At 71.3% G+C, this 16419-nt stretch carries 12 protein-coding genes and 1 pseudogene; 9 read left to right on the plus strand and 4 right to left on the minus strand.

What is annotated here, in order from left to right:
• The first annotated feature begins 294 nt into the window (after window positions 1-294).
• Window positions 295-1383, plus strand: coding sequence for a branched-chain amino acid aminotransferase (locus JAO81_RS36655; RefSeq protein WP_199552320.1), 1089 nt, complete (start codon window positions 295-297; stop codon window positions 1381-1383).
• A 207-nt stretch (window positions 1384-1590) separates the two neighbouring features.
• Here the strand turns inward: JAO81_RS36655 and JAO81_RS36660 are convergent, their stop codons facing one another.
• Window positions 1591-2802: a nucleoside transporter C-terminal domain-containing protein gene (locus JAO81_RS36660; RefSeq protein WP_199552321.1), complete on the minus strand. Its 1212-nt coding sequence runs from the start codon at window positions 2800-2802 to the stop codon at window positions 1591-1593.
• A 196-nt stretch (window positions 2803-2998) separates the two neighbouring features.
• Between JAO81_RS36660 and JAO81_RS36665 the strand changes: the two genes are divergently transcribed.
• The 6 genes from JAO81_RS36665 (at window position 2999) to JAO81_RS36690 (ending at window position 10249) form a co-directional block, all read left to right on the plus strand.
• Window positions 2999-5380: a CHAT domain-containing protein gene (locus JAO81_RS36665; RefSeq protein WP_199552322.1), complete on the plus strand. Its 2382-nt coding sequence runs from the start codon at window positions 2999-3001 to the stop codon at window positions 5378-5380.
• Between the two features lie 127 nt (window positions 5381-5507).
• The gene (locus tag JAO81_RS36670; protein WP_199552323.1) at window positions 5508-5939 is read left to right on the plus strand and encodes a hypothetical protein; all 432 of its coding nucleotides are present in this window, start codon (window positions 5508-5510) and stop codon (window positions 5937-5939) included.
• Window positions 5940-6064: 125 nt separating this feature from the next.
• On the plus strand, window positions 6065-6859 hold the full coding sequence (ureA, locus tag JAO81_RS36675; RefSeq protein WP_199552324.1) for an urease subunit gamma: 795 nt from the start codon (window positions 6065-6067) through the stop codon (window positions 6857-6859).
• Window positions 6856-8577, plus strand: coding sequence for an urease subunit alpha (locus tag JAO81_RS36680; protein ID WP_199552325.1), 1722 nt, complete (start codon window positions 6856-6858; stop codon window positions 8575-8577). The genes ureA and JAO81_RS36680 overlap by 4 nt, the downstream gene beginning before the upstream one ends.
• A 35-nt stretch (window positions 8578-8612) precedes the next feature.
• Entirely contained in the window at window positions 8613-9641 is a 1029-nt protein-coding gene (locus tag JAO81_RS36685) for an agmatine/peptidylarginine deiminase (protein WP_199552326.1), read from the plus strand.
• Window positions 9638-10249 carry a TetR/AcrR family transcriptional regulator gene (locus tag JAO81_RS36690; RefSeq protein ID WP_199552327.1) on the plus strand — a complete coding sequence of 204 codons (612 nt, stop codon included), beginning with the start codon at window positions 9638-9640 and terminating at the stop codon, window positions 10247-10249. The genes JAO81_RS36685 and JAO81_RS36690 overlap by 4 nt, the downstream gene beginning before the upstream one ends.
• Before the next feature lie 80 nt (window positions 10250-10329).
• Here the strand turns inward: JAO81_RS36690 and JAO81_RS36695 are convergent, their stop codons facing one another.
• Window positions 10330-11382: a S1 family peptidase gene (locus JAO81_RS36695; protein WP_307814086.1), complete on the minus strand. Its 1053-nt coding sequence runs from the start codon at window positions 11380-11382 to the stop codon at window positions 10330-10332.
• 489 nt (window positions 11383-11871) lie between these two features.
• Between JAO81_RS36695 and cimA the strand changes: the two genes are divergently transcribed.
• Complete coding sequence (cimA, locus tag JAO81_RS36700) at window positions 11872-13509, plus strand: citramalate synthase (RefSeq protein ID WP_199552328.1); 1638 nt, start codon at window positions 11872-11874, stop codon at window positions 13507-13509.
• A gap of 47 nt (window positions 13510-13556) precedes the next feature.
• Window positions 13557-14885, plus strand: coding sequence for a hypothetical protein (locus JAO81_RS36705; protein WP_199552329.1), 1329 nt, complete (start codon window positions 13557-13559; stop codon window positions 14883-14885).
• Between the two features lie 26 nt (window positions 14886-14911).
• On the opposite strand, the gene JAO81_RS36710 is transcribed toward JAO81_RS36705, so the two are convergent.
• A complete protein-coding gene (locus JAO81_RS36710) occupies window positions 14912-16072 on the minus strand; it encodes an epoxide hydrolase family protein (RefSeq protein WP_199552330.1) in 1161 nt (386 codons plus the stop codon).
• Window positions 16073-16348: 276 nt separating this feature from the next.
• Window positions 16349-16419 (minus strand): annotated as a pseudogene (locus JAO81_RS43105) (polyisoprenoid-binding protein); the annotation flags it as partial.

Raw genomic sequence — 16419 nt, forward strand, 5'->3', positions numbered from 1 at the left:
CCCCCCGGCGGGCCCCCCGGGCCCCCCCGGAACCCCCCCCGCCAGCCCCCGGGCACCCCCGCCCAAGCCACCGGGCGCCTTCTCGTTTGCGCCGCCGGATGCCACCATCGACCCTTGGGCCGCCGCACACCGCCTCCACCCGTTTCGCCCACGGCCGGACACGAGCGATAATCGAACGTGGGGCCGCGGAATGTGGGGTAGCAAGCTCTCAGTCGTCCGGGACTGGATCATTTTCCGAAGACTGGGCGTGAGGCGCGGTCCGTCACACACGAAACCGGTGAAGGACATCCACTCATGACGACGCCCACGATCGAGCTCAAGCCCTCCTCGCACCCGCTGTCCGCGGCCGAGCGCCAGGCGATCCTGGCCAACCCCGGCTTCGGCCGCCACTTCACCGACCACATGGTCACCATCAAGTGGACCGAGGGCCGCGGCTGGCACGACGGACAGCTCGTGGAGTACGGCCCGCTCTCGATCGACCCGGCGAACATGACCCTGCACTACGCGCAGGAGATCTTCGAGGGCCTCAAGGCCTACCGGCAGCCCGACGGCACCGTCGCCACCTTCCGCCCGGAGGCCAACGCCAAGCGCTTCCAGGCCTCCGCCCGCCGGCTCGCGATGCCCGAGCTGCCCGCCGAGACCTTCATCGAGGCCTGCGACCTGCTCGTGCAGCAGGACAAGGACTGGGTCCCGGCGCACGGCGGCGAGGAGTCCCTCTACCTGCGCCCGTTCATGTTCGCGACCGAGGTCGGTCTCGGTGTGAAGCCGGCCAACGAGTACCTCTTCATGGTCATCGCCTCGCCCGCGGGCGCGTACTTCGCCGGCGGTGTGAAGCCCGTCTCGATCTGGCTCTCCGAGGACCGCGTGCGCGCCGTTCCCGGCGGCATGGGCGCCGCGAAGACCGGCGGCAACTACGCCGCCTCGCTGCTCGCCCAGGCCGAGGCCGCCGCCAAGGGCTGCGACCAGGTCTGCTACCTCGACGCGGTCGAGCACAAGTGGGTCGAGGAACTCGGCGGCATGAACCTGTACTTCGTGTACGGCGACAAGATCGTCACCCCCGAGCTCACCGGCTCGATCCTCGAGGGCGTCACCCGTGACTCGCTCCTCCAGGTCGCCCGCGACCTCGGCTACACGGCCACCGAGGGCCGCATCTCCCTCGACGAATGGCAGCGCGACGCCCAGAACGGCTCGCTCACCGAGGTCTTCGCCTGCGGTACCGCCGCGGTGATCACCCCCGTCGGCACGGTCAAGTGCAACGCGGGCGAATGGGCCCAGTCCGCCGGCGAGCCGGGCCCGGTCACCCTGCGCCTGCGCGAGGCCCTCCTCGACATCCAGCGCGGCACGGCCACGGACAAGCACGGCTGGATGCACACGCTGGGCTAGGTCCCGCGTCGTACGTACGGCGAAGGCCGGGCTCCCCGCGGAGGGGGCCCGGCCTTCGGCTTTCTTTCAGCCCCTGCGGCGTTTGAGCAGATCCGAACGGGAGCGAGGGGGGGGCGGCCCCCCTCCCCCCCCCCCGCCCGCGCCCCGCCGGGCCCCCCTCCGCTCCGCCCCGATACCCCGGAGCTTCACGATCCGCTGCGGGCTCGCCTACGAGATCAGGCCCACGATCGTCGCGCTGATGAACGACACCAGCGTGGCCCCGTACACGAGCTTGAGACCGAAGCGGGCGATCTGGTCGCCGTGCGGCGGCGAGAGGGACTTCACGGCGCCGGCGATGATGCCGATCGAACTGAAGTTGGCGAAGGACACCAGGAACGTCTGGACGATCGCCGTGGCCCGCTCGCCGAGTTCGACCTTCCCGCCGGGGTTGGCGTCGGTGAACGCGAGCATCGCCACGAACTCGTTCGACACCAGTTTGGTGGCCATGATCTGCCCGGCGTCGACGCACTCGTCCCAGGGCACCCCGGTGAGGAAGGCGAACGGGGCGAAGACGTACCCCAGGAGCTCCTGGAAGCTCGTGCCGCCCGTGAGCCCCGAGACGAGCCCGTTGATCAGCGCGATCAGCGCGACGAACCCGATCAGCATGGCCGCGACGGTGACCGCGATCTTCGCGCCGTCGAGGATGTACTCGCCGAGCATCTCGAAGAACGACCGCTTCTTCCGCTCGGGCGTGACGACCACGTCCTCCTCGGGCGTCAGCTCGTACGGATTGAGCAGCCAGACCACGATGAAGCCGCCGAAGAGATTGAGCACGATGGCGGCCACGACGTAACGCGGCTCGATCATCGTCATGTAGGCGCCGACGATCGACATCGAAACCGTGGACATGGCCGAGGCGCTCAGCATGTAGAGGCGCTTCGGGGTCAGCGTGGGCAGCAGCGTCTTGATCGCGATGAAGCTCTCGGACTGGCCGAGGATCGCGGCCGATACGGCGTTGAACGACTCGAGCCGGCCGGCTCCGGTGACCTTCGACAGGACGATGCCGAGGTACTTCACGATCAGCGGGAGCACCCGCAGGTACTGCAGGATGCCGATCAGCGCGGACACGAAGATGATCGGCATCAGCACGCTGAGCAGGAACGGCACATTGCCCTCGGCGTCGGGGTCGGCGAGGCTCCCGAACACGAACGCCGTGCCGTCACCGGCGTACTCCAGGAGCTTGCCGAACCCGTCCGCGAGACCGTTGACGGCGCTCTGCCCCAGGCTCGTCTTCAGCATGACGAGACCGAGCAGGAACTGGACGACGAGCATCAGCCCGATGTACGGCGCCTTGACGCGCAGCAGCCGCAGATCGCGGGACGGCAGGAAGGCCAGGGCGAGGAAGACGACGAGCCCGACGAGTCCGATGAGGATGTGCACAGGCCTACCGCCCTGCTGACGGTGCGCGAGAGATCATCCGCCAAGGAGACCCGGCGGGGCCGGCCTGCCGGGGGATCTGCGCCGCAGGGGCGGGCGAGTCCACCCGTGCCGCGTATCCGCGTCATTCGCATGTCAGGGGACCTGCCCGCGTGGGATCGTGGACCCGGCCCTGGTGGGGACGGGGGTGGGGCGAGCCGTGCACACAGTCGACTTCCAGGCCGAGATCGGTCCGGCGGGACCCGGCGCCTATCAGGTGACCTTGCGTGCCCCTGACGGCGCGGAAACGAGCGCCGACGGGGTGCGGCTGCCGGCCGGTGCCGAGGAGCTGCGCATCCTCACGGCCCGTATCCCCGATGCGATCCTCGCCTCCTCCGCCGTGGTGCGCCGCAGTGCGCCGCCCGAGGAGCGGCCCGTGCAGGAGCTGGGCCGGATCCTTTTCGACCTGCTGCTGGCGGGTGAGGGCCGTGCGCTGTTCGCCGCGGCTCGTCACCGCGCGGCCGATGCGGACCGTTCGCTGCGCCTGGTGCTGCGGGTGCGTCCGCCCGAACTCGCGCGGCTGCCCTGGGAGTTCCTCTTCGACAGCGGCGAGAACATGTACGTCTGTACGACGATGCCGCTGGTCCGCCGTCCCCAAGTAGCCACACCCCAGCGCCCGTTGGTCGTTGCCGCGCCCCTGCGCATCCTGTGCATGGCCGCCCGCCCCGACGATCTCGAACCCCTCGCGGTCCAGGCCGAGCGTGACCGGCTCGTCGGCGCGCTCGCAGGTCTGCGGGAGGCCGGGCTCATCGAACTCGGCTGGGTCGAGGGCGAGACCTGGCGCGCCTTGCGCACCGCGCTCACCAGGCGGGGCCCCTGGCACATCCTGCACTTCATCGGCCACGGCGGCTTCGACCCGGTCGCCCAGGAAGGCACCCTGGCACTCGCGGGCGAGGAGGGCGGCACGTACCAGCTCGGCGCCGAGAACCTCGCGATGATGCTGCACGCTCACCGCTCGCTGCGCCTGGTCGTGCTCAACGCATGCGAGACCGGCCGCTCGGCGGCGGCCGACCCCTTCTCCAGCATGGGCGGTGCGCTGCTGCGCGCGGGGGTGCCGGCCGTGCTCGCGATGCAGTACGCGATCTCCGACCGTGCGGCGGTGGAGTTCGGCCGCACCTTCTACGAGGGCCTCGCGCACCGGCTGCCCGTCGACGCGGCGGTGACGGAGGCGCGGCAGGCGATCCGTCTGGCGTTGCCGGGGACATTGGAGTGGGGGACGCCGGTGCTCTTCATGCGGGCGGCGGAGGGGGTGTTGTTCGAGGTTGCGGAGCCGGTGGCGGAGATGGCGCGGGCCGAGGCGGTGCGGCCCGTGACCGAGCCCTCGTCTGCGCCGGCACCCGCGCAGGTGCCGGCACCCGTACGTCCGGAACCGGAGCCCGCACGTCCTGAGCCTGAGCCTCTGCGCGGAGAGCCTGAGTCTCCGCGCACAGAGCCCGGTGACCCGCTGGCCCGTTTCCGGCTCGCCGGGCTCGGCGGCAGCCCCGCGCGGGCACCGCAGGCAGGTGGCCCCGCCGGTGTGGCAGGGCCTGCCCCCGCCCGGCCCGAAGGCCGGCGGTTCCGCCGCCGCTTCACAGGGCCGCCACCGCGCATCACCCGCGTCAGCGGTCCCCGCGGGCCTGTTTCGCTGGCGTTCAGCGGGGACTCCGGACGCCTGGCCATCGGCGGCGGGGGGTGGACGGCCGTGGTCGTCGATCGCGCCGGCGGGCGCGTGTGCCGGGTCCGCAGTGGCGGATACCTGGCCGAGGCACTGGACGCCGTCAAGTCGTCCTTCATGTACCAGGAGGTGGTCCTCGATGTGTCCTTCGACGCCGCGGGCGAGACCTTCGCGACCGTCGCGGGCGGTTCGGTACGCGTCTGGCATACAGCGTCGGGCAGCTTGGTCGAGAAGCGTTCGCTCGGCAACGGGAGCAGTTTGACGGCGGCTGTCGCCGAGGGCGGCCGGGTCGCCGCGACCGTTCACCACGGCGTGGTGACGCTCAGCGAGGCCGGGGGCCCGAAACGGACGATACTGATCACCGAGCTGATCAGAGCGGTGGCGTTCTCGCCCGACGGCACCTGGTTCGCCGCGGCCGGACATCCGCAGGCGCCGCCGGCTGTGCAATTCACGGGGCTTTCCGGAGGAAACGCCCGGGTCTGGGGCACGAGGTCCGGCGACGAGGTCCTGAGCCTGCCCCATACCGACGCCGTGGACGCCGTGGCCTTCAGCCCGGACAGCACCCGCCTCGCCACGGCGAGCGGAAAGACCGTTCACGTCTGGGAGTTCCCCGCAGGCGGCCGGGTCCTGGAACTGGCGCAGAGCCTCCGGGTCAGCGACCTCGCCTTCGGCCCGGACGGCACCACGCTCGCCACTGCCCACGCGTCGGGCGCGACGGTGTGGGATCTGCGGAACGGGGGCCTCCTGTGGGAGCACCGTTCTCCGCCGGAGGGCCCGAAGTACGGCCCGCCCGGTGTGCGCCGTGTCGCCTACAGCCGCGACGGGACCCTGCTCGCCGTCATCGAAGGCCCCGACGTCCTGCTCCTCGACCTCACCCGCACCCCCTGACGAGAGGCGGCCCATGACCACCCAACCCCCGCCCGCCGCCGTCCTGTTCGTCCCCCCACAGGGCGCCCCCCCCCCCGCGGCCGCCCCCGCCGGAGCCCCCCCCCCCCCCCGCGCGGAGGGGCGCCCCATGCCCCCCCACCCCCCCCCCCCCCCCCCCCGGTTCGCCCCCGACCAGCACGCCCCCGGCACCGAGACCGCCCTCGTCGAAGCCCTCACCGACCTCGGCCTCACCGTCCGCGTCAAGGCCGTTCCCGTACGCCGCAGCCTGGAGCTCCTCATCCTCGTCACGCTGCCCCTGCACGCCTTCCTCGGGAGCCTCGGCGGCAAGCTCGCCGAGGACGCGTACCGGAAATTCAAGGAGGCGGTCCGGCGCACCCCGGCCCCGCGCCCCGTGGCCCTCCAGGACACCGACACCGGCGTCCGTGTGCTGCTCACCCGCGACCTCGACGACGAGGCGTACCGGCAGCTCCGCGCCCTGGACCTGACGTTGGTGCGCGGCACCCTGCGCTACGACACCGCAGGCCGTGCCTGGAGGCTGATCGAGGATGCGGCCGGCTGAGCCGAGGCACTCGTTTGAGTGCCGCTCGATGTGACAGATCTCAAGCTGTGACCTCGACGATGCCCACGACGCCCTCCAACGTTTAGAGTGGCACTCTAAACGTCACCGAGGGAGTGCCCGGCCCCATGCGACTCACCCCCACCGAACGCGACCGCCTGCTCCTGTTCGGCGCCGCCGAGCTGGCCCGTGCCCGGCGGGCGCGCGGCCTCAAGCTCAACGTGCCCGAGGCGACCGCGCTGATCGCCGACACCGTGTGCGAGGCGGCCCGCGACGGTCTGCGCCTGGCCGAGGCGATCGCGCGGGCGAAGGCGGTGCTGGGGCCGGACGACGTGCTGCCGGGCGTCGCCGATGTGGTGACCGAGGTGCATGTGGAGGCCGTCTTCGACGACGGGTCCCGGCTCGCCGTGGTCTCCGATCCCCTGGCCGGGGGCTCGCTGGGGGAGGCGGCTCCGGGTGCGGTCCTGCCGGGACCCGCTCATCAGGAGCCCGCCGCGACCGTGCGTATCGACGTACGCAACACCGCGTCCGTCCCCGTCAGCGTGACCTCGCACTTCCACTTCTTCGAGGCCAATCCACGGCTCGACTTCGACCGCGCGGCGGCATACGGGATGCGGCTCGCGATCCCGGCCGGGGCGTCCGTACGGTTCGGCCCCGGCGAGTCGGCCGAGGTCGGCCTCGTGCCGATCGGCGGTGAGCGGATCGCCATCGGGTTCGCGGGTCTCGTCGACGGGCCCCTGGACGCACCCGGCACCCGCGCCGAGGCGCTGCGCCGCGCGGCCGCCTGCGGGTATCTCGGGGTCGGCCCCGAGGACCCCGAGGACCCCAAGGACCCCAAGGACCCCAAGGAATCCAAGGACCCCAAGGAATCCAACGAGTCCATCGAGCCCATCGAGCCCATCGAAAAGGAGGACGGGCGATGAGCCGTCCCGGAGGCCACCCGGCCGAAGCCCGCCGGCTGACCCCGCACGAGTACGCGGCCACACACGGCCCCCGTGCGGGCGACCGCGTCGTCCTCGGCGACTCGGGCCTGGTGGTCCGGGTGGAGGGGGACTCGCAGGCGTACGGCGACGAGTTCCTCGCCGGGTTCGGCAAGACCGCCCGTGACGGGCTGCACCTCAAGGCCGCCGCCGTACGCGACACCTGCGATGTCGTCATCAGCAACGTTCTGGTCATCGACGCGGTGCAGGGCATCCGCAAGACCTCGATCGGCATCCGCGAGGGCCGGATCCACGCGATCGGACGGGCCGGGAACCCGGACACCCTCGACGGCGTGGAGGTCGTGGTCGGCACCGGGACGTCGATCGTCTCCGGCGAGGGGATGATCGCCACCGCGGGAGCCGTGGACACCCACGTACACCTGCTCTCGCCGCGCATCATGGAGGCCTCGCTCGCCTCCGGCGTCACCACGGTCATCGGCCAGGAGTTCGGCCCGGTCTGGGGCGTCGGCGTCAACTCGCCCTGGGCCCTCAAGCACGCCTTCAACGCCTTCGACGCCTGGCCGGTCAACATCGGCTTCCTGGCGCGCGGTTCGTCCTCCCATGAAGCCCCGCTGGTGGAGGCCCTCGCCGAGGGCGGCGCCTGCGGTTTCAAGGTGCACGAGGACATGGGTGCGCACACCCGGGCGTTGGACACCGCGCTGCGCGTCGCCGAGGAGTACGACGTCCAAGTCGCCCTGCACAGCGACGGGTTGAACGAGTGCCTGTCGGTCGAGGACACCCTTGGCGTCCTGGACGGCCGTACCATCCACGCCTTCCATATCGAGGGCTGCGGCGGCGGTCACGTACCGAACGTCCTGAAGATGGCGGGCGTCCCGAACGTCATCGGCTCCTCCACCAACCCCACCCTGCCCTTCGGCCGGGACGCGGTCGCCGAGCACTACGGGATGATCGTCTCCGTCCACGACCTCAAGACCGATCTGCCGGGCGACGCCGCCATGGCCCGCGACCGCATCCGCGCCGGGACGATGGGCGCCGAGGACGTGCTGCACGACCTGGGCGCGATCGGCATCACCTCCTCCGACGCGCAGGGCATGGGGCGGGCCGGCGAGACGGTCCGTCGTACGTTCGCGATGGCGGGCAAGATGAAGGCCGAGCTCGGCCCGATGGAGGGCGACGGCGCGCACGACGACAACGCGCGCGTCCTGCGCTACATCGCCAAGCTGACCATCAACCCGGCCATCGCCCACGGTCTCGCGCACGAGATCGGGTCGATCGAGGTCGGCAAGATGGCGGACATCGTGCTCTGGCAGCCGGCGTTCTTCGGCGCGAAACCGCAGCTGGTCCTCAAGTCGGGCTTCCCCGCGTACGGCGTCGTCGGCGACCCGAACGCGGCCACCGACACCTGTGAACCCCTCGTCCTCGGCCCGCAGTTCGGCGCGCACGGCGCGACGCCCGCCGACCTCTCCGTCGCCTTCGTCTCGCAGGCGGCCGCCGCCCTCGGAGGCGGCCCGCTGCCCGCCCCCCGGCGCCGTGTCGGGGGTCGGGGGGCGCGCGGCACGGGGCCGCGCGACCTGCTGCTCAACTCCCGTATCGGCGCCGTCGACGTGGACGCCCACAGCGGTCTGGTCACGCTCGACGGGCGGCCGATGCGCTCGGAGCCCGCCGACTCCGTATCCCTGAACCGCCTCTACTTCTTCTAAATGACACTGCCTCTGACCTCCTGAGAGAGCCCCCGATGACTTTCCGTATGCCCGCCGAGTGGGCCCCGCACGAGCGCACCTGGATGGCCTGGCCCGGCCCCAACACCACCTTCTCCCGCGCTGAAGAGCTCGCCGAGGCGCGCGAGGCCTGGGCCTCGGTCGCCCGCGCGGTCCGCCGCTTCGAGCCGGTCACCGTCGTCCACGGACCCGGCCAGGCGGACTCCGCCCGCGCCCTGCTCGGTCCGGACATCGAGCTGGTCGAGCGTGACCTCGACGACGCGTGGATGCGCGACATCGGCCCCACGTTCGTCCTCGGCGAGGAAGGCCGACTCGCTGCCGTGGACTGGGTGTTCAACGGCTGGGGCGCCCAGGAGTGGGCCCGCTGGGAACACGACGCCAAGATCGCCTCATATGTGGCGGATCTCGCCGGCGTCCCCGTGCACAGCTCCCCCCTCGTCAACGAGGGCGGCGGCATCCACGTCGACGGCGAGGGCACGGTCCTGCTCACCGAGACCGTGCAGCTGGGCCCGGAGCGCAACCCCGGCTGGTCCCGCGAGCGGGTCGAGGCCGAGATCCACGCGAAGCTCGGCACGACGAAGGCGATCTGGCTGAAGCGCGGCCTGACCGCCGACTACCCTCCGCACGGCTACGGCACCCTCGGCCACGTCGACATCGTCGCCGCCTTCGCGGCCCCCGGCGTGGTGGTCGCCCACACTCAGCCGGACCCGTCCCACCCGGACCACGAACTGTGCCGCGCGAACGTCGAGTTCCTCCGTACGCAGACCGACGCGCGGGGCCGCCGCCTGGAGGTCGTCGAGATCCCGGCCCCCACGAAGATCCGCGAGGAGGACGGCGGCTGGGCCGACTATTCCTACATCAACCACTACCTCTGCAACGGGGGCGTGGTCCTGTGCGCCTTCGACGACCCGCGCGACGAGCACGCGGCAGGCATCTTCCGCCGCCTGTTCCCGGACCGCACGGTCACGCTGGTCGACGCCCGCACCATCTTCGCGGGCGGCGGCGGCATCCACTGCATCACCCAGCAGCAGCCCCGTACGGCATGAGCACGCCACCACGCTCACGCAAGCACGCGCCCCCGCGCGAGGAGGTGCTCGCCGCCGCCATGGCGATGGTCGCCGACGGCGGACTCGACCAGCTCACCATGGCGGCGCTCGGCCGCGAGGTCGCGATGAGCAGCGGCCATCTCCTCTACTACTTCAAGACCAAGGACGAGCTGCTCCTGCAGACCCTGGAGTGGAGCGAGGGCCGCCTGGGCGAGCGGCGGCGGGCACTGCTCTCGGGTGCTTCTTCCGTACGGGAACGCCTCGGCGCATACGTCGACCTGTACGTCCCCGAAGGCCCCCGCGACCCGCACTGGACCCTGTGGATGGAGGTCTGGAACCGCTCCCCGTACGCGGACGCCTCCGTCGAGGCGGGCCGCCGCCAGCTGGCCATCGAGGGAGCCTGGCACCGCGACCTGGTCGCCCTGCTCGCCGAGGGCATCTCCCGCGGAGAGTTCCGGCCCAGGGACCCCGAGCGCTTCGCCATCCGCCTGCGCGCCCTGCTCGACGGCTTCTCGGTCCATGTGGCGGTGGGCCTGCCGGGGGCGAACCGGGACGAAGTGCTCGCGCATGTACGGGAGTTCCTGGACGAGTCCCTGCGGTCCGACTGAGACGTCTTCAGCACGCCGGAAAGCAGAGCGTCCTGTCCGCCCCCGGACCGCCGGGGACGGACAGGACGCACCGCACCCGCTCAGTACACGTTCACCCCGTACGCCGACAGCGCCTCCCGTACCGGCTGGAAGATCGCCGAGCCGTTGACGCCGTCGCTGCAGCCGCCGCTGCCCGAGTGGATGCCGAGCGCCGTGGAGCCCGAGAAGTGGGCGCCACCGCTGTCGCCGCCCGCCGAGCAGACCGTCGTACGGACCATGCCGTACGCGATGTTGCCGCTGCCGTAGTTGACCGTGACATTGGTCGCCGTGACCGTGCCCGAGGTGACCTTGGTCGTCGAGCCGCTCTTGCGCACCGCCTGGCCGACGACCGGGTCCGCGGCCGAAGTGATGTCCTGGTGGCTGCCGTTGTAGAGGTTGACGTTGCCGCTCGGGGACGAGCCGTCGGTGTAGCGGACGATGCCGTAGTCGTTGGTCGGATAGCTGGTGCCGTGCCGCTGCCCGATCACCGCGCCGCCGCTGGTGGCGCGCCAGTCGGTGGCCGCGTTGGTGCAGTGCCCGGCCGTCACGAAGTACCGGGTCGAGCCGGAGGAGACGTTGAAGGCGGAGGAGCAGCGGTAGCCGCCGCCGTAGATCGCGTCACCGCCCGCGACCTCCTCCTTGAAGACGCCCGGGATACGGACCACCCGGACCGCGCCGTCCTGCGCCGCGGCCAGCCGCCGCAGCCGGGCGAGCTCCGCCTTGGAGACCGTCGAGTCGGCCTCGACGACGACCTGGTTGCGGCGGGGATCGATGCCGACCGACGTGCCCGGTACCGACGTCTCGGTCAGAGCCTGCTGCGCGCCGCGCAGCTCGGCGCCGCTGCGCTCGACCAGCCGGGGCTCGGCGCCTTCGGCTCTGACCAGGGCGGCGTCGGCCTCGCTGGTCACCGTGGTGACCATCTCGCCGTCGGCGCCGAGATAGCTGCCGGCGCTGCGGCTGCCCAACTCGGCCTTGAGCTCGGTGTTCTGGCGATACGTCTCCGGGCTTGCGGTGATGCCGGCGCCGGGCGTCGGCTCGGGCGCCGCCAGGGCGGCTGAGCCGAGGGTGAGGGGGAAAGCGGCGAGGGCCGCGGCCAGGGCAAGGGTGCGCTTCACGAACTGCCTCCCGACAGTGGGGTGTCGTGTACAGATCAGATCTGCGGAGCGCTAGCAGTGTGAAGGTATGGACCTGTGGGCGACAAGAGGGCCTTGGGAAAGGAGGGGCGCACGAGGCGAGCGAGGAGAGCACGCGCGGTGGACGCGGCCGAGCCCCGCGGGCACCGCACGCGAAGAAGGCCCTACGGCAAGGGCGTTCGCATCCTGAGACGCCCCCCGCGGCCGCCGGGGAGTGTGCAAGACTGCGACCGTGCTCTCGTTCGCCATGATTATTGGCAGCAGGCGCGCCGGTCCGCAGTGACCGTCCCGTACCGACCGACGTACGGGCGGACACCGTCGTCCTCGACCCGCGCGCAAACCTCTCGTACCCGCGAGGGGTTTTTTCGTTTTCCGGCCCACCCTCAGCCGGACACGGAGCGCCAGGGATCATAGGAGGACGGCGGAGCCGGTCCTTCCGGTAGACCGAGATCCGAATCAGGAGCCAGCAGCATGACCCAAGCCACGGAAACCTCGCACGGAGATGCCGAAGGGCCCTACGGCCCCCGCGACGCCTTCCACGTCTTCGACACGACGCTGCGCGACGGCGCGCAGCGCGAGGGCATCAACCTCACCGTCGCGGACAAGCTGACCATCGCGCGGCACCTGGACGACTTCGGCGTCGGCTACATCGAGGGCGGCTGGCCGGGCGCCAACCCCCGCGACACCGAGTTCTTCGCGCGCGCCGCCGACGAGATCACGTTCAAGAACGCCCAGCTCGTGGCCTTCGGCGCCACCCGCAGGGCCGGCGCCAAGGCCGAGGAGGACCCGCAGGTCAGGGCGCTGCTCGCGTCCGGCGCCCCGGTGATCACGCTGGTCGCCAAGTCCCATGACCGCCATGTCGAACTCGCCCTGCGCACCACCCTCGACGAGAACCTCGCGATGATCGCCGACACCGTGGCGTATCTGCGCGAGCAGGGCCGCACGGTCTTCGTCGACTGCGAGCACTTCTTCGACGGCTATCGCGCCAATCCCGCGTACGCGAAGTCCGTCGTCCGTACGGCTCACGAAGCGGGCGCGGAGGTCGTCATCCTCTGCGACACCAACGGCGGCATGCTCCCCGCCCAGGTCCAGGCGGTCGTCGGCACGGTGCTCGCCGACACCGGCGCCCGGCTCGGCATCCATGCCCAGGACGACACCGGCTGCGCGGTCGCCAACACACTCGCCGCCGTGGACGCGGGCGCCACCCACGTCCAGTGCACGGCCAACGGCTACGGCGAGCGGGTCGGCAACGCCAATCTCTTCCCGGTCGTCGCCGCCCTGGAGCTCAAGTACGGCAAGCACGTCCTGCCCGAGGGCTCCCTCAAGGACATGACCCGGATCTCGCACGCCATCGCCGAGGTCGTGAACCTGACGCCCTCCACGCACCAGCCGTACGTGGGCGTCTCGGCCTTCGCGCACAAGGCGGGACTGCACGCCTCCGCGATCAAGGTCGACCCGGACCTGTACCAGCACATCGACCCCGAACTCGTCGGCAACACCATGCGCATGCTGGTCTCCGACATGGCGGGCCGCGCCTCCGTCGAGCTCAAGGGCAAGGAGCTCGGCGTCGACCTCGGCGGCGACCGCGAACTGGTCGGCCGGGTCGTCGAGCGGGTCAAGGAGCGTGAACTCAAGGGCTATACGTACGAGGCCGCCGACGCCTCCTTCGAGCTGCTGCTCCGCGAGGAGGTCGAGGGCCGTGCGCGCCGCTACTTCCGGGTCGAGTCCTGGCGCGCCATCGTCGAGGACCTGCCCGACGGCACCCACGCCAACGAGGCCACCGTGAAGCTGTGGGCCAAGGGTGAGCGCATCGTCACCACCGGTGAGGGAAACGGCCCGGTCAACGCCCTCGACAACGCCCTGCGCCGCGGTCTGGAGCGGATCTATCCGCAGCTCGCCAAGCTGGAACTCGTCGACTACAAGGTCCGCATCCTCGAAGGCCGGCACGGCACCGAGTCCACGACCCGCGTGCTGATCTCCACCTCGGACGGCCAGGGGGAGTGGGCCACGGTCGGTGTCGCGGAGAACGTCATCTCCGCGTCCTGGCAGGCCCTGGAGGATGCGTACACCTACGGACTGCTGCGGGCCGGGGTGGAGCCCACGGAATAGTCCTTCGGACCCGCCCGTCCGGGCACTTGCTGAGTTAGCTTCGAAGTATGAGAAAGCTTACGAAGCGGATCAACGGGACAAGGCGGATCTTGGTCGCCCTGGCCGGACTGCTGATGGCCCTGGGAGCCGCCCTCGCGGCGGCACCCGGGGCCGCGGCCGCTTCGGACATCTCGGCCGTGGCGAACGGGCTGGAGAAGAGTCCGGTGTACGTCGATCCGGCGGCCTCCGGACAGCTGTCGTCCGCGGACGCGGACCGGCTCGCCCAGCAGATCAAGGACTCGGGCAAGCCGGTGTTCCTGGCCGTGCTGCCGGCGGACTTCCCCACGACGCAGGAGGACTTCACCGCTCTGCGCGCCGCGGTCGGCGACCCCGGTGTGTACGGGGTGCAACGCGGTGACACCTTCTCCGTACGCGCGGACCCGTCGGTGCTGTCCCGGGGCGAGGCGCGGAACCTGCAGAGCCTGGGTGACTCGGCCGGCCTCGAGGCCTACGTGAACGCCGCCACCCGTGACGCCAACGGCACCGCCCCCAGCTCCTGGGGCGGCGCGGCAGCCGACGACGGCGTCCCGACGGGCGCCTTGGTGGGCCTGGGCGCGGTCGCCGTGGCCGGTGGCGCGGGCGCGTATGTCCTGGTCAAGCGCAGCAAGCGCAAGAAGGCCGAGGAGACGCGCGCCGCCCTGGAGAGGCTGCGTGTCGTCGTCGACGAGGACATCACGGCCTTCGGCGAGGAGCTGGAACGCCTCGACTTCCACCCGGGCGAGAAGGGCGCGACGGACGCCATGCGCGAGGACTACGAGCGAGCCCTCGACTCGTATGAATCCGCCAAATCGATCATGGCATCGGCGCAGCGCCCCGAGGACGTCAAGGGCGTGACGCAGGCCCTCGAGGACGGTCGCTACTCGCTCGCGGTCCTGGCCGCACGACGCGAGGGCCGCGCCCTGCCCGAGCGCCGGCTCCCCTGCTTCTTCGACCCCCGGCACGGACCGTCCGTGGCCGACGCGTCCTGGTCACCGCCCGGCGGTCCGGCCCGCGACGTCCCGGTGTGCGCGGCCGACAAGGCCCGTATCGACGACGGTGAGGACCCGGCGGTCCGCACGGTCGACACCGACCAGGGCCGCCGCCCGTACTACGACGCCGGTCCCGCGTACGGCCCCTGGGCGGGCGGCTACTTCGGCGGCGGCATCCTGCCGGGCCTCCTGGTCGGCACCATGCTCGGCTCGATGATGGCGAGCCCGGCCTACGCCTACTCGGACCCCTCGATGGGCGGCGGCGACCCCTCGGGCTCGGACTTCAGCTCCGATGATTTCGGCGGGGGTTTCGGCGGTGGCGGCGACTTCGGCGGTGGCGGAGGAGGGGACTTCGGCGGGGGGTTCTGACTCCACCCCCCCCGCACCCACCAAAGTCACCGCAACCCGCGGAAGAACCCCCGGATGTCCCGCGCCATCACCGTGGGCTCCATATGGGCCGCATAGTGCCCGCCCGGCTCCTTGTACAGGTTCCACTGCCGGATGTTGCTGTGGTCGCGCTCGGCGAACGTACGGAACGGCCGCATATCGCCCTCGAACGAGGCCACCCCGAGCGGCACGGTCGTCGGCTCGGATGCCGCCCCACCCGTGGTGGGCACCTCCTCGTGCGCCATCTCGTAATAGAAGCGCATGGCCGAACCGGCCGTCCCCGTCAGCCAGTACAGCGCCACGTTCGTGAGGATGAAGTCGTCGTCGGGGACCACCTCACCGGGCGTACCGGCCGCGAAGAGCTGCACATTCCAGCCGAGCAGCCCCACCGGCGAATCGGCCAGCGCGTGCGCGAGTGTCTGCGGCTGCTGTGACTGCAGGGTGTTGAAGGAGAGCTTGTTCTCCATGAACCACTGCAGGATCCCCATCGCCTGCCGCTCGTCGTCCGACAGCCGCTCGAACTCCGCGGGATCGCCCGAGGGATACGAGAACACCTGGGTGACATGGACGCCGGCGACGTGCTCGGGGTCGAGCCGCCCGAGGTGCGGCGAAATGAACGACCCGCCGTCGTTGCCGACGGCCCCGTACCGCTCGTAGCCGAGCCGCCTCATCAGCTCGGCCCAGGCCTTGGTCGTACGGGTGATGCCCCAGCCCTTGTCCTTGGTGGGCCCGGAGAAGCCGAAGCCGGGGAGGGAGGGGATGACCAGGTGGAACGCGTCGGCGCGGTCGCCGCCGTGCGCCGCCGGGTCGGTGAGCGGCCCGATCACGTCCAGGAACTCCACGAAGGAGCCGGGCCAGCCGTGCGTGAGGATCAGCGGGAAGGCGTCGGGCTCGGGGGAGCGGACGTGCAGGAAGTGGATGTCCTGCCCGTCGATCTCCGTCAGGAACTGCGGATGCGCATTGATCCGGGCTTCCCACGCGCGCCAGTCGTAGCCGTCGCGCCAGTACGTGGCCAGGCGCCGCACCACGTCGGTGCTCGTGCCGTACTCACCCGGCTCGCCGGGCCCGTCGTCGGTCCAACGGGCCCTGCGGAGCCGGTCGTTCAGGTCGTCTAACGCGGCCTGCGGTATGTCGATGCGGAAGGGGCGGATCTCGCCGGTGGACGTCATGCCGTCCACATTTGTCACCGTCCGGGGACGGCGACTACGGGACGCACCCGATCCGCTTGTGCAGCTTGGCCGGTCCCTATTCGGCTTCGTTCTCGCGTACGAAACGGAGCAACGTCACCTTCTCGTCCATCACCCTGGACTCCACCTGCCGCAGCCGGGTGCGGTGGGCCATCGGCCCGTACGCGGGCTTGCCGCCGCCGTTCGGGCCCCATATGGGGCCGGTCGACGGTGTGCGGGGGTCGGCCACCCGGCTGTCGGGCGGCCGGTCGCCCGGCGTCAGGCCTGGCGGATCGCCGAGATGTCGAAGGTCAGCTTGATCTTGTCGGAGACCAGGACGCCGCCCGTCT

This window comes from Streptomyces sp. N35 (assembly GCF_016464295.1).
Lineage (GTDB): Bacteria > Actinomycetota > Actinomycetes > Streptomycetales > Streptomycetaceae > Streptomyces.